The sequence below is a fragment of the Pantoea sp. JV6 genome (assembly GCF_025910055.1).
GTDB classification, from domain to species: domain Bacteria; phylum Pseudomonadota; class Gammaproteobacteria; order Enterobacterales; family Enterobacteriaceae; genus Pantoea; species Pantoea agglomerans.
The window spans coordinates 114,598-127,198 of the sequence record NZ_JAPCIM010000001.1; the positions used below are offsets into that span (position 1 = coordinate 114,598).

Sequence of the window (12,601 nt, forward strand, 5' to 3'; positions counted from 1 at the left end):
CATTGTCGGCCCTTTTTTTTGCTTATTTACCGTCGCGCCACAGCGCCTGCAACTCAGGTGGCGCCACCTGTTCCGGAATCAACAGTACTATCGTCCCAACCTCGCGGTGGGTTGCATACTGAATCTGGATGCGAAAATAGCGCTGGTCGCCACTGCCCACCTGCGCGGCTTTCTCCTCCGGTTCGCCCAGCGGCATCGCCTGCTGCAGCGCATGGCAGACGCGCTCTCTTTCTGGCGGCGGCAGATCGCCCAGCATAAAGCGTCGTTCGGCGCGTAGCCCCGGAATAAAGGCCATGCCGCCTTCACGCGCGACGATGATGGTGGCGTCATCAGTGAGTTCGGGCAGGTCACTCATAGCACGCCAACCTCCTTCCACGCCTGTTCAATGGCACTGCCGACCGATTCGTTGAACCGTTTTTTACCATGCTGAACGGTGAAGCGGGCAAAGGTCTTAAAGTCAGCATCCTGTGGCAGTTCGTCGTCACACACCGTGTCGTACCAGGCATATCCCGCCTGTTCCCACGCATAACCACCCAGCGCTGTTGCTGCCAGATAAAAAGCCCGGTTAGGGATGCCGGAGTTGATATGAACCCCGCCATTATCTTCGCGTGTTTTCACGTAGTGATCCATGTGTGCCGGTTGCGGATCTTTGCCCAGCATCGGGTCATCATAGGCCGAGCCAGGTTCAGACATCGATCGCAGACCACGCCCATTGATGCCGCTTGCCAGCAGGCCTTCGCCGATAATCCAGTCCGCCTCATCGGCGCGCTGTTTTTTACTGAACTGTTTCACCAGCGAGCCAAACACATCTGACAGCGACTCGTTCAGTGCACCAGCCTGCTCGAAGTAGATCAAGCCGGCTTCATTTTCCGTCACGCCATGCGCCAGTTCGTGCGCCACAACGTCAATCGCAATGGTGAAGCGATTAAAGATTTCGCCGTCACCATCACCAAATACCATTTGCTGACCGTTCCAGAAGGCGTTCTGGTATTTGTCACCGTAGTGCACGGTACCGAGCAATTTCAGCCCCTGATTATCCAGCGAATTACGCTGATAAGCCTGCCAGAAGAAGTCATAGGTTACGCCAAGATAGTTCCAGGCTTCCTCAGCCGCCACGTCGTCATTGCCGGGCTGGCCCTCCTGACGAATCAGCTTACCTGGCAGGGTCTGCTGACTTTGCGCATCATAAATTTCACGATCCACGTGGCCGCCTGCCGCGGTTTTTGCCACCGGCTGCTTTTGCCAGTGTTCCGCCATCAGGTGCTGGACGTGTGTCAGGGTGCGACGCGCCTGCTCCTGCTGGTGGCCGGAACCGTGCGCGATGATTTTGCGAAGGATATAGGGAGGAATAACGCAATAAGCCATCTGAAACTCCTTGGCGACAGGGAATGTGCCAGAAAGTATAGACCCGTCAGGCTGGTTAGACCTCATTAGTGAAGCCAGCGTTAAGTGTAAAAGTGTGAGCTGACGGGCAGAGTCAGGTGGCGGTTTTGCGGCGGCGCTTTTCTGAGGCAACAACGTTGGCAAGCCATCTGAAACGCCCTGGCGACAGGGAATGTGCCAGAAAGTATAGACCCGTCAGGCTGGTTAGACCTCATTAGTAAGGCCAGCGTTAAGTGTAAAAGTGTGAGCTGACAGGCAGAGTCAGGAGGCAGTTTTGCGGCGGCGCTTTTTCTCAGGCAGTAACTGCGTCACCTGGCTTTCAACCCAGCCATCATCAAGACGGGTACGGAGCAGGTCGCCGCTCTGGAGCTGTGCGGTTTTCTTCACCACCTGTCCGGCAGTGTCGGTGGTCACGCTAAAACCGCGCGCCAGCGTCGCCAGCGGGCTGACGCCTTCCAGCTGCGCCACCAACTGACCAAAGTGCTGTTTGCTGGTGCTCAGCTGTTTTGTCATGCTCTGCTGCAGGCGGTAGTGCCAGCTTTGCAGCTGTTTTTGCGCATCGAACAGCCGCTGCTGAGGCTGCTGGGCATTGAGTCGATGCGACAGGCGATCCTGCTGACGCGAGGCCTGACGCAGGCGGGTTTCCATCGCTTCTCCCAGTCGCTGCTGCAGGCGGAACAGGGCGGTCTGCTGACGGGCCAGACGCAGCTGCGGATGCTGCTGTTGCAGACGATGTTCAAGGCGGGAGTAAAGCCGCTGCTGACGTGCCAGGTAGTAATCCATCGCCATCTCCAGCCGCTGTTGCTGTGACTGCAACTGACGCAGCAACTCCAGCTGGTTACGGCTGACAATTTCAGCCGCGGCGGAAGGGGTGGGTGCACGTAAATCGGCAACGAAGTCGGCAATGGTGACATCGGTTTCATGACCCACCGCGCTGACGATGGGAATGCGGCTGGCAAAAATGGCGCGCGCCACGCGTTCATCGTTAAAGCCCCACAAATCTTCCAGCGAACCGCCGCCGCGTCCGACAATTAAGACGTCGCACTCGTTGCGCAGGTTGGCGATTTCAATTGCGCGGACGATAGCCGCTGGCGCATCGACGCCCTGAACCACGGTCGGGTAGATGACCACGGGCAGGGAGGGATCACGGCGATGCAGCACGCGTAACACATCGTGCAGCGCCGCGCCGGTGGAAGAGGTGATTACCCCGACCTGACGCGCTGGTTCCGGCAGCGGTTGCTTATGCTGCGGATCAAACAGTCCTTCGGTGGCCAGTTTTGCTTTCAGCAGTTCAAACTGCTGCTGCAGCAAGCCTTCACCCGCCGGATGCATACTTTCGGCAATCAGCTGATAGTCACCGCGTGGCTCATAGAGAGTGATGTTGGCGCGCACCAGCACCTGCTGACCATGCTGCGGACGGAAGGTGACGCGTCGGTTACTGTTGCGGAACATAGCACAGCGAACCTGAGCGCCATCATCTTTCAGCGTGAAGTACCAGTGACCGGATGCCGGTTGCGTGAAGTTGGAGATCTCGGCGCTGATCCAGACCAGGCCCATCTCTTTCTCCAGCAGCTGACGCACTGTCGTATTGAGACGGCTGACGGTAAAAATATTGGCGATGGGTGGCAGCGACATGTGACGAAGATCAAATTCCAAATCAGCAGGTTAATTCATCGATACTACAGGGCTGCCAGTGCGGATCAAGAGTTTTTCGTAAATAATGCTGGAGGCAATCGATTACGGCCTGTATAATGCCGCGGCAATATTTTATCTATTCTCAATCACCCGAGGTGGAGTATTGCCATGTTAAGAATCGCTAAAGAAGCACTCACTTTTGACGACGTTCTGCTCGTCCCTGCACACTCCACCGTCCTGCCGAATACGGCCGATCTCAGCACTCAGCTGACCAAAAATATCCGTTTAAATATTCCTATGCTTTCCGCTGCCATGGACACCGTGACCGAGTCGGGTCTGGCGATTGCGCTGGCACAGGAAGGCGGCCTTGGCTTCATCCATAAAAATATGTCAATCGAACGCCAGGCGGACGAAGTGCGCAAGGTGAAGAAACATGAAAGCGGCGTGGTGACTGAACCACAGACCGTCCTGCCAACCACCCCACTGGCTGACGTCAAAGCGCTGACCGAGCGCAACGGCTTTGCGGGCTATCCGGTGGTTAACCGCGACAACGAACTGGTGGGTATTATCACCGGTCGTGACGTGCGCTTTGTCACTGACCTTTCACAGCCTGTCTCTGCAGTCATGACCCCGAAAGATCGTCTGGTGACGGTGAAAGAGGGCGAAGCGCGCGATGTGGTGCTGCACAGGATGCATGAAAAGCGCGTTGAGAAAGCGCTGGTGGTAGATGACAGCTTCCATCTGCTGGGCATGATCACCGTTAAAGATTTCCAAAAAGCTGAACGTAAACCTAACGCCTGTAAAGATGAGCAGGGCCGTCTGCGTGTCGGTGCGGCAGTTGGCGCAGGTGCAGGTAACGAAGAGCGTATCGATGCGCTGGTTGCAGCGGGCGTTGACGTGCTGCTGATTGACTCTTCACACGGCCATTCTGAAGGCGTTCTGTCACGTATCCGTGAAACCCGTGCCAAATACCCGGACCTTGAAATCGTCGGCGGCAACGTAGCCACCGGTGCCGGCGCACTGGCGCTGGTTGCGGCAGGCGTCAGCGCCGTTAAAGTGGGTATTGGCCCGGGCTCTATCTGTACTACCCGTATCGTGACCGGCGTGGGCGTTCCGCAGATCACTGCCGTCTCTGACGCAGTCACCGCGCTGGAAGGCACCGGTATTCCGGTGATTGCCGATGGCGGTATCCGTTTCTCCGGTGACATCGCGAAAGCGATCGCCGCCGGTGCGTCCTGTGTCATGGTCGGTTCGATGCTGGCGGGGACCGAAGAGTCACCGGGCGAGATCGAACTCTATCAGGGCCGTTCGTTCAAATCCTATCGCGGTATGGGTTCACTGGGCGCGATGTCTAAAGGCTCTTCTGACCGCTACTTCCAGACCGATAACGCCGCTGACAAACTGGTGCCGGAAGGTATCGAAGGTCGCGTGGCCTATAAAGGCCGTCTGAAAGAGATCGTGCATCAGCAGATGGGCGGCCTGCGCTCGTGCATGGGCCTGACCGGTTGCCCGACCATTGATGACCTGCGCACTAAGGCGGAGTTTGTCCGCATCAGCGGCGCCGGCATCAATGAGAGCCACGTGCATGATGTGACCATCACCAAAGAGTCACCGAACTATCGCATGGGTTCATAATCCCGATTTCCCGCCCGGCTTCAGCCGGGCGCTTTTATTGATCAAGTCACCGTTCTGGAAAACCCTCAATGACGACGGAAAATATCCATAAGCATCGCATTCTGATTCTCGATTTCGGCTCACAATATACTCAGCTGGTTGCACGTCGCGTGCGCGAGCTGGGCGTTTACTGTGAACTCTGGGCATGGGATGTCACCGAAGAGCAGATTCGCCAGTTCAATCCAAGCGGCATCATCCTTTCCGGTGGCCCGGAAAGCACCACCGAACTGAACAGCCCGCGTGCGCCTGAATATGTCTTCAGCGCTGGCGTGCCGGTGCTGGGTGTCTGCTACGGTATGCAGACGATGGCGATGCAGCTGGGCGGCACCGTTGCTGGCTCAACCGAGCGTGAGTTTGGTTATGCGCAGGTTGAAGTGACGACGCCAAGCGCCCTGGTTCGCGATATTGAAGATGCGATCAGCGCCGCTGGCAAACCGCTGCTGGATGTCTGGATGAGCCATGGCGACAAAGTCACGGCGATCCCGGCTGACTTCGTGACCGTTGCCAGCACAGAAACCTGTCCGTTCGCCATCATGGCTAACGAAGAGAAGCGTTTCTACGGCGTGCAGTTCCACCCGGAAGTGACCCATACCCGCCAGGGCCTGCGGATGCTTGAGCGCTTCGTTATCGACATCTGTGAATGTGAAGCCCTGTGGACGCCAGCCAAAATCATTGAAGATGCGGTTGAACGCCTGCGTGTGCAGGTCGGCAACGACAAAGTGATCCTTGGCCTGTCAGGTGGTGTTGACTCCTCCGTGACGGCAATGCTGCTGCATCGCGCCATTGGCGACCGTCTGACCTGCGTGTTCGTAGATAACGGCCTGCTGCGCCTGAACGAAGCACAACAGGTTATGGATATGTTTGGCGACCACTTCGGCCTCAACATTATTCACGTTGAAGGCGAAGCGCGCTTCCTCGACGCGCTGGCAGGTGAGAATGAGCCGGAAGCGAAACGTAAAATTATCGGTCGCGTCTTTGTGGAAGTCTTCGACGAAGAAGCGCTGAAGCTGCAGGACGTTAAGTGGCTGGCACAGGGCACCATCTATCCGGATGTCATTGAGTCTGCGGCCTCTGCAACCGGTAAGGCGCACGTTATCAAATCGCATCACAACGTCGGCGGCCTGCCGAAAGAGATGAAGATGGGCCTGGTTGAGCCGCTGCGTGAGCTGTTCAAAGATGAAGTGCGTAAGATTGGTCTGGAGCTGGGCCTGCCTTACGACATGCTCTATCGCCATCCGTTCCCGGGTCCAGGTCTGGGCGTGCGCGTGCTGGGCGAAGTGAAGAAAGAGTATTGCGACCTGCTGCGCCGTGCCGATGCCATCTTCATTGAAGAGCTGCATAAAGCGGATCTCTATAACAAAGTCAGCCAGGCGTTCACCGTCTTCCTGCCGGTACGTTCAGTCGGCGTGATGGGCGATGGCCGTAAATATGACTGGGTTGTCTCGCTGCGTGCGGTGGAAACCATCGACTTTATGACCGCACACTGGGCGCACCTGCCATATGAGTTCCTTGGCCGTGTCTCTAACCGCATCATCAATGAAGTCGACGGCATCTCCCGCGTGGTGTATGACATCAGCGGTAAGCCACCAGCGACGATTGAGTGGGAATAACCTGGCCTCAGCCAGTTAATCCCTGATAAGTCTGCAGCCCGCTCCTCAGCGGGCTTTTTTTATTGCTCTGACCGTGCGCAGACTCGCTGTTTTAACCTTTCAGCACATCCAGGTCCGTCGCTGGTGTTTTTCTGTTCACTTTGCCGGGAATTACGCTATCCTCCATGCAGTAAAAGCCCGCAACTGACGTCAGTTGTGTCCCGCTTTTATCCGCCGCTTTCATCGATCGTCCGTATCCCAAAGCCGCCGCTTACTGAAACCGCCTGCTGAACAGGCGTTTCGCGATTCTTACGTCACCAGGAATGTTGTCATGCTCTCACTTAAAGTGTTCAGCCTGTTTTTTGTTGCCGTACTGCTGCTATCGCTGGGAGCCAGCATCGCGCAGGCGACGCGTCACAGCGATACCACAGAGCAGGGCGGCTGGTGGTCGGCCCGGCGCGATTCAGCCGGAATAGCGCCCGACCCGCGCGCTTTATATAGCCTGGCTATCGTACAGGTCTATGCTGCGCCGACCTATGGCTGGAAAGGGGCGGTGGCGGTGCATCCGTGGATCATCTTCAAGCGCGCAGGTGAAACGCGTTTCACTCGCTACGAAGTGATTAGCTGGGGCAGCGGCGATAAAGTCCGGCGCAACACCAACCTGCCTGATGGCTACTGGTATGGCGCAAAACCGCGGCTGCTGGTGGAACATCGCGGACCGGAAGCAGAAGCGATGATCCCGCAGATTGAAGCCGCCATTAAATCCTATCCGTGGCCGACAACCTATCGCGCCTGGCCTGGACCAAACAGCAACACCTTCCTGGCGCATATTGGCCGCGAAGTACCCGCTTTAAGGCTTGATCTGCCCGCTAACGCGCTGGGAAAAGATTACCGGCCACTGTGGCGTCCGGTCGGGCTGCCGCCATCCGGGCGCGGCCTGCAGGTGTCGATTCTGGGCGTGGCGGGCGTGACGCTGGGTGCAGAAGAGGGATTTGAAGTCAATCTGCTGGGTCTGAACATGGGAGTCGATTTCACACCGTTCCGGCTGCGTCTGCCGTTTATTGGCGGTCTGGGAAATGACAACCTTCAGCAGGATAAGCCCTGACAGTCTGGCCCCGTCAGGGGCCGTTTCACCTCAGCACACGCCAAAGTCACCCTCTTCGTGATAGAGATTGACGCTCTCTGCTTTTACTTCGATCTCTTTTTTCGCCGCATCATCAACGCGTGCACACCATAAGGTGTCGCCTTCTACGCGCAGCACCTGCATTTTCGGGCCGCCGGTTTTCGACTGAACAAAATCCTCTGCTTTAAACATATTGCCTCCGTTGATTATCGCTTCTGCTGCCAGATGACTTCTGGCGCTGATCGTTTTTTGTGTGACGTTTTCCAGTTTATACCCTGACTGTTTTACTGCGAGAAAAAGTCTGCGCATGCTGAGCCGCACTAAGATAATTTCATCAGGTTGTCAGTTGACAACTTATCAATTCGGCGTCAGGATAGGGAAAAACATGGCAAGGAAGCGGCATCCCAACAAAGAGATCGAAACGGCGTTACGTTACGCCGAATCCCATGGCTGGCTGGTCGTCACGGGAGGCCATCACGCCTGGGGCAAAATGTACTGTCCGAAAAATCTGTTGATGTGCCGATGTGGGGAGTTTTGTCTGACCTGTATCTGGAGCACACCAAAAAACGCACATCAGCATGCCCGCGCGCTGCGACGCGTGGTCGACAACTGTCACTATCTGAAGTCCTGATGCAGCACAAGGAGAAGCATATGGAATATTGTTTCACATTACGGTTCAGCCTGCCGGAAGGGCATGCGCCGGTGGATGAACTGCTGGAAACGCTGGCAGCGGCAGGCTGTGATGATGCGCTAATCGGCCTGGGCATGCCGGGCAGAATTGCACTGGAGTTCACCCGGGAGTCTGACTCTGCAACGGATGTATTGAAGCAGGCAGAAGAGGATGTGCTGCGTGCGATACCGGGGGCCACGCTGGTGGAAGCCGCACCCGATTTTGTGGGATTGACGGATGTGGCGGAGATCATCGGCATGACGCGTCAGAATATGCGTAAGCTGATGCTCAGCCACCGCCCGCCGTTTCCGCTGCCGGTGCATGACGGTAAAACCGCCATCTGGCACTTAGCGGATGTGCTGGAGTGGCTGAGTCAGCGTGGTAACTATACGCTGCCTGCGGCGACCCGAGAGCTGGCACAGGTAACGCGGCAGCGCAATCTTAACGGGTCGCTGCAACGTTACGGCCTGCAAGCCTGACGATTAGTGCGGCAGCAGGAAGATTGTCGCCAGCCCCAGGAAAATAAAGAAGCCGCCGGTGTCGGTAAGGGCGGTGATCAATACGCTGGAGCCGACGGCGGGATCGCGATTCATTTTAGTCATGACCAGCGGCACCAGCACGCCCATCAGCGCGGCCAGCAGCAGATTAAGCGCCATGGCCAGCATCATAACGCCGCCCAGCGCCATATTGTCATACATCATCCAGGTGATGCCGCCCATGATGCCGCCCCAGAACAGGCCGTTGATCAGCGCCACGCCAAGCTCGCGGACGATCAAAAACGAAAAGTTGCCCGGTTCAACCTGATGTAAGGCCAGCGCCCGCACAATCATGGTGATGGTCTGATTACCGGTATTGCCGCCGATACCCGCGACGATCGGCATCAGCGTGGCCAGCGCCACGATTTGCGAAATCGTCCCTTCAAACAGCCCGATAACCCGGGAGGCGACAAAGGCGGTGCAGAGGTTAATCGCCAGCCAGGCCCAGCGTTTACGTACCGATTTACGCACCGGCGCGAACACATCCTCTTCCTGGCTGATACCCCCCATTTTACGAATGTTGCTTTCGTTTTCGGCATTCACCAGGTCGATGATGTCTTCAATGGTCACGCGGCCAATCAGCTTGCCCTTGGCGTCGGTGACGGCGGCTGAAATGAGGTTATAACGTTCAAAGGCGCTGGCTGCGTCTTCGGCCTTATCATTGAGCTGGAAGGTGGTAGGGCGGGCGTTCATCACGTCGCTCACCAGGGTTTTGGGTTTGTTAAGCAGGATGTCCGTCAGCAGCAGTTCGCCCAGCAGCTGATTATCTTTATTGGTGATAAAGAGTTTATCGGTACCGCCCGGCATGCTTTTGCGCTTGCGCAGAAAGCGTTGCACCGTTGCAAGCGTGACATCTTCACGCACCGTCAGGATATTGAAATCCATTACCCGGCCTACGCGGTCACGGTCAAGCTGCACCATATCGAGCATGCGGGCGCGCAGGGCGGGCTCCACCGTTGCCAGCAGGCGTCCGGTCAGGTCACGTGGCAGATAACGCGCCAGCCAGACCTGATCGTCGATATCCAGCGGCTGGATAGCGCGCAGGATATCGCGGTCGCTCATCTCTTCGGTGAGGCTGGCCCAGACCGTTTCAGACGCTTCAACCAGCACATGGCCGCGCCGCTCGTTCGGCACCAGCCGCCACAGCGCCTGACGTTCTTCTTCGGGCAGGGCTTCGAGAATATCCGCGAGGTCAGCGGCATGCAGTTGCAGAATGTCCTGCTCCAGCGCGTCACGCTGGGCCGCATTTTCACGTTGCTGTTCAGGATTGAGATCGCCCGATTTCTCCAGCAGGGCATCAACCAGATCGTGCTCGCTGAGCAGCAGCGTCAGAATGCGATGACGTATTTCACTTAAACGTTGAGAGTGAGAGGCAGACACATTGGATCCCTTAAGTCTGAAAGCACCAGCACGAAGTGTAGCGTTTCGCCTGAAAAAGGGATGCAAAAAAGAGTCCAGTTAGCTGGATAACATTTACGTATCAGGTGCGTTTCAGGCGAAATGTCGTTATTGGTTATTCGCTATCGCGTATCGCCTGATGTTATGGCAACCGGTTCAGGAATAGCTTTCTGTTGCTGATGATGCTCGAAGGCAGCAGGCAGGATAAAAATCAGGCGACTAAAAAGAATGATAAAACTAATCAGCAACACAATGCGGGTCATGGTGCCGGTTTTTTGACGTCTTCGGGGAGAAATAGCGCTGTTCACGCGGGGTGGTTCCTGTAATGACCCCATCTGGGGCGACTGCAATATTTAGTCACAGTCGCCTGATGAAATCAATCGCTGTTGAAAAAAACAGCAGATAAAGATCAGTAACTCGCTTTTTGCGCCAGCAGCGTCGCGAACCGACAGGCGATGCGGTTGCCATTTTCATCTGTGCGATGCAGCTGACCGGGGTGCTCGTTGTACTTCACGATGTGCCAGTTGCGGTAGTAGTGGCTGAGCTCACCTGATTTAAACGCAAAGGAGAAATCAGCCGGGCAGGGCATATCGTCCGTGTTCATCGCCGCCACGATCAGGTTAAAACCGTCTCTGACCGTACAGGCCTGCATGTCGGCAATCAGCTGCGGAATAGTCTGCGGCTGCAGGAACATCATCACCACGGTCGACAGCACAAAGTTAAAGCCGCCATTAAAGCGCGTGTTGTTCAGGTCGCGCTGCTCGGTATGTATGCCGCTGAGATTTTCCTGCGCAATAATCTCCTGCAGGCGCGCCAGGCTTTGCGGATTATGATCCCACGCCGTGACGTCAAAACCGTGCTGATTCAGAAACAGCGTATTGCGTCCCACGCCACAGCCAAGGTCAAGCGCCTTGCCGACGTTGAGCTGGGGCAGCGCCGCAACCACTTCGGAGTGGGGCGGCGTTAAACCATAGGTTTCGGCAAAATAGTTTTCGCCTGAAAGGGGTGCGGTTGGTTGTGTCATATTCATCATTTCAGTTAAACGGGCGCCAGGCGCCCGTGTTGTCAGACTTCTTCTTCGAGGATCAGTTTCCATCCCGTGACGTCATTCCAGTAAACCTGCTCCCGTTCAAGATCGAGCTGAACCAGGTTGTTCTGCGTGAAATAGCCCGCCGGGAAGGTCAGCGTCCAGTGGCCGTCATCGCATTTCAGGGTTAACGCCTCCGGACGCGTGGTGGCCTGTCGCTGATTATTCAACAGGGTACCCAGGCGAAGCAGGAAGATCAGCGGCACAAACTGCTTTTTCTTGAACAGCGTCACGCGCGGCAGCTCATCAAGCTTTATCGCTTTACGATGGAATCTGACCAGCGCCGCCAGCAGCATCTGCTGATCCTGATTGAAGCCCGGCAGGTTGGTGTTTTGCAGAATATAGGCTGAATGGCGTTGCAGGCCGCTGTGATTGATGGTCAGGCCCACTTCGTGCAGCATCGCCGCCCATTTCAACAGCGCGGCCAGTTGTGGATTCGCCAGTTTCTGATTCTGCTCGCGCCACTGCAGATAAAGCTGCTCGGTGGTGTCGAGCACGCGTCGTGCCTGATCGCTGTCGATAGCGTAATGGTTCGCCAGACTCTGTGCCGTACGGCTGCGAATATCCTGATGGCGGAAACGGCCCTCCATCTCATAGAGCACGCCTTCACGGAGCGCACCGTCGGAGAGGCGCAATTCGCGAATGGCCAGCGCATCAAATACGCCGCACAGAATCGCCAGCCCGGGTACAAACACACCTTTACGCTCTTCCGACAGACCCGGCAGGCTGAGTGCAGCAAAGGATTTGTGTTTCATCACCTCGTCATAAAGCTTTTCGAGGCGCTCAGGCGTAATCAGCTTCTCTTTTTCATCCATCGCCAGCAGCACTTCGCAGGCGGCTTTGATGGTGCCGGACGCGCCCAGCGCATATTGCCAGCCATGCAGACGATATTGCCACGCCAGCGTTTCCAGCTTCTGTGCGGCCGCTAAACGGGCGCGACGGAAGTTTTCACGGCTGATTTCACCTTTCGGGAAATAGAGCTGGGCGAAACTGACGCAACCCATACGTCGGCTCTCAACCAGTTGCGGTTCAAAATCCTCACCAATGACCAGTTCGGTGGAGCCGCCGCCGATATCGATCACCAGCTTGCGGCCTTTCTCCGGCTGGGTGTGTTCAACGCCCATAAAGATCAGGCGAGCCTCTTCATGGCCCGAAATCACCTCGATCGGATAGGGGATCACCTCGGCCGCGCGTTGCAGGAAGGTTTCGGCGTTGACCGCCTCGCGCAGCGTGTGGGTACCGACAATCGTCACGTTGCTTGGACTGAACCCCTGCAGGCGCTCGGCGAACAGGGCCAGGCAGGCTAACCCCCGCTCCATCGCTTCCTCGCTGAGGTTGTGCCGGGCATCCAGCCCGTCAGCCAGATGGACGCGCTGCTTAAGGCGGCCCAGTACCTGCATCGCACCATCGACAACCCGCGCAATCACCATATGGAAACTGTTCGAGCCCAGGTCAATCGCCGCAAACTCCTGGGGTTTTGGCGTACTTTTATGAGAAATTGGCATA

General features: G+C 56.6%; 13 protein-coding genes. 5 read left to right on the forward strand and 8 right to left on the reverse strand.

Features of this window, described 5'->3' with window-relative positions:
* Nucleotides 1-22: 22 nt before the first annotated feature.
* The 3 genes from OK412_RS00515 to xseA form a co-directional block, all read right to left on the reverse strand.
* The gene (locus tag OK412_RS00515) at nucleotides 23-355 is read right to left on the reverse strand and encodes a protealysin inhibitor emfourin (protein ID WP_010671321.1); all 333 of its coding nucleotides are present in this window, start codon (nucleotides 353-355) and stop codon (nucleotides 23-25) included.
* Entirely contained in the window at nucleotides 352-1,365 is a 1,014-nt protein-coding gene (locus OK412_RS00520) for a M4 family metallopeptidase (protein WP_010257519.1), read from the reverse strand. Before OK412_RS00520 ends, OK412_RS00515 begins: the two co-directional genes overlap by 4 nt.
* Nucleotides 1,366-1,644: 279 nt before the next feature.
* Entirely contained in the window at nucleotides 1,645-3,018 is a 1,374-nt protein-coding gene (gene xseA / locus OK412_RS00525) for an exodeoxyribonuclease VII large subunit (protein WP_052271788.1), read from the reverse strand.
* Between the two features lie 168 nt (nucleotides 3,019-3,186).
* Between xseA and guaB the strand changes: the two genes are divergently transcribed.
* The 3 genes from guaB (at nucleotide 3,187) to OK412_RS00540 (ending at nucleotide 7,386) form a co-directional block, all read left to right on the forward strand.
* Nucleotides 3,187-4,653 (forward strand): IMP dehydrogenase, encoded by a 1,467-nt coding sequence (gene guaB / locus OK412_RS00530; RefSeq protein WP_010671324.1) that lies wholly within the window; start codon nucleotides 3,187-3,189, stop codon nucleotides 4,651-4,653.
* Nucleotides 4,654-4,721: 68 nt separating this feature from the next.
* Entirely contained in the window at nucleotides 4,722-6,302 is a 1,581-nt protein-coding gene (guaA, locus tag OK412_RS00535; protein WP_022624130.1) for a glutamine-hydrolyzing GMP synthase, read from the forward strand.
* Between the two features lie 310 nt (nucleotides 6,303-6,612).
* Nucleotides 6,613-7,386: a DUF3750 domain-containing protein gene (locus OK412_RS00540; protein WP_033778668.1), complete on the forward strand. Its 774-nt coding sequence runs from the start codon at nucleotides 6,613-6,615 to the stop codon at nucleotides 7,384-7,386.
* Between the two features lie 30 nt (nucleotides 7,387-7,416).
* Here the strand turns inward: OK412_RS00540 and OK412_RS00545 are convergent, their stop codons facing one another.
* Nucleotides 7,417-7,596: a hypothetical protein gene (locus tag OK412_RS00545; protein ID WP_022624131.1), complete on the reverse strand. Its 180-nt coding sequence runs from the start codon at nucleotides 7,594-7,596 to the stop codon at nucleotides 7,417-7,419.
* A gap of 193 nt (nucleotides 7,597-7,789) precedes the next feature.
* Between OK412_RS00545 and OK412_RS00550 the strand changes: the two genes are divergently transcribed.
* Nucleotides 7,790-8,035 carry a hypothetical protein gene (locus OK412_RS00550; RefSeq protein ID WP_010671328.1) on the forward strand — a complete coding sequence of 82 codons (246 nt, stop codon included), beginning with the start codon at nucleotides 7,790-7,792 and terminating at the stop codon, nucleotides 8,033-8,035.
* Between the two features lie 20 nt (nucleotides 8,036-8,055).
* Entirely contained in the window at nucleotides 8,056-8,553 is a 498-nt protein-coding gene (locus tag OK412_RS00555) for a helix-turn-helix transcriptional regulator (protein WP_022624132.1), read from the forward strand.
* A 3-nt stretch (nucleotides 8,554-8,556) separates the two neighbouring features.
* Here the strand turns inward: OK412_RS00555 and mgtE are convergent, their stop codons facing one another.
* The 4 genes from mgtE to ppx form a co-directional block, all read right to left on the reverse strand.
* Nucleotides 8,557-9,990, reverse strand: a complete 1,434-nt coding sequence (gene mgtE, locus OK412_RS00560) for a magnesium transporter (RefSeq protein WP_031594028.1) — start codon at nucleotides 9,988-9,990, stop codon at nucleotides 8,557-8,559.
* Between the two features lie 140 nt (nucleotides 9,991-10,130).
* Nucleotides 10,131-10,316, reverse strand: a complete 186-nt coding sequence (locus OK412_RS00565) for a YfgG family protein (RefSeq protein ID WP_010671331.1) — start codon at nucleotides 10,314-10,316, stop codon at nucleotides 10,131-10,133.
* A 101-nt stretch (nucleotides 10,317-10,417) separates the two neighbouring features.
* A complete protein-coding gene (gene tehB / locus OK412_RS00570) occupies nucleotides 10,418-11,032 on the reverse strand; it encodes a tellurite resistance methyltransferase TehB (protein ID WP_052271789.1) in 615 nt (204 codons plus the stop codon).
* Between the two features lie 41 nt (nucleotides 11,033-11,073).
* A complete protein-coding gene (ppx, locus tag OK412_RS00575) occupies nucleotides 11,074-12,600 on the reverse strand; it encodes an exopolyphosphatase (protein ID WP_010260078.1) in 1,527 nt (508 codons plus the stop codon).
* Between the last annotated feature and the right edge of the window lies 1 nt (nucleotide 12,601).

What these genes read in the sequence shown, in the direction of transcription:
- guaB (WP_010671324.1), top strand. Translation starts at nt 3,187, where the DNA reads ATGTTAAGAATCGCTAAAGAAGCACTCACTTTTGACGACGTTCTGCTC.
- xseA (WP_052271788.1), bottom strand. Translation starts at nt 3,018, where the DNA reads ATGTCGCTGCCACCCATCGCCAATATTTTTACCGTCAGCCGTCTCAAT.
- tehB (WP_052271789.1), bottom strand. Translation starts at nt 11,032, where the DNA reads ATGACACAACCAACCGCACCCCTTTCAGGCGAAAACTATTTTGCCGAA.
- OK412_RS00515 (WP_010671321.1), bottom strand. Translation starts at nt 355, where the DNA reads ATGAGTGACCTGCCCGAACTCACTGATGACGCCACCATCATCGTCGCG.
- OK412_RS00520 (WP_010257519.1), bottom strand. Translation starts at nt 1,365, where the DNA reads ATGGCTTATTGCGTTATTCCTCCCTATATCCTTCGCAAAATCATCGCG.
- guaA (WP_022624130.1), top strand. Translation starts at nt 4,722, where the DNA reads ATGACGACGGAAAATATCCATAAGCATCGCATTCTGATTCTCGATTTC.
- ppx (WP_010260078.1), bottom strand. Translation starts at nt 12,600, where the DNA reads ATGCCAATTTCTCATAAAAGTACGCCAAAACCCCAGGAGTTTGCGGCG.
- OK412_RS00555 (WP_022624132.1), top strand. Translation starts at nt 8,056, where the DNA reads ATGGAATATTGTTTCACATTACGGTTCAGCCTGCCGGAAGGGCATGCG.
- OK412_RS00545 (WP_022624131.1), bottom strand. Translation starts at nt 7,596, where the DNA reads ATGTTTAAAGCAGAGGATTTTGTTCAGTCGAAAACCGGCGGCCCGAAA.
- OK412_RS00540 (WP_033778668.1), top strand. Translation starts at nt 6,613, where the DNA reads ATGCTCTCACTTAAAGTGTTCAGCCTGTTTTTTGTTGCCGTACTGCTG.
- OK412_RS00550 (WP_010671328.1), top strand. Translation starts at nt 7,790, where the DNA reads ATGGCAAGGAAGCGGCATCCCAACAAAGAGATCGAAACGGCGTTACGT.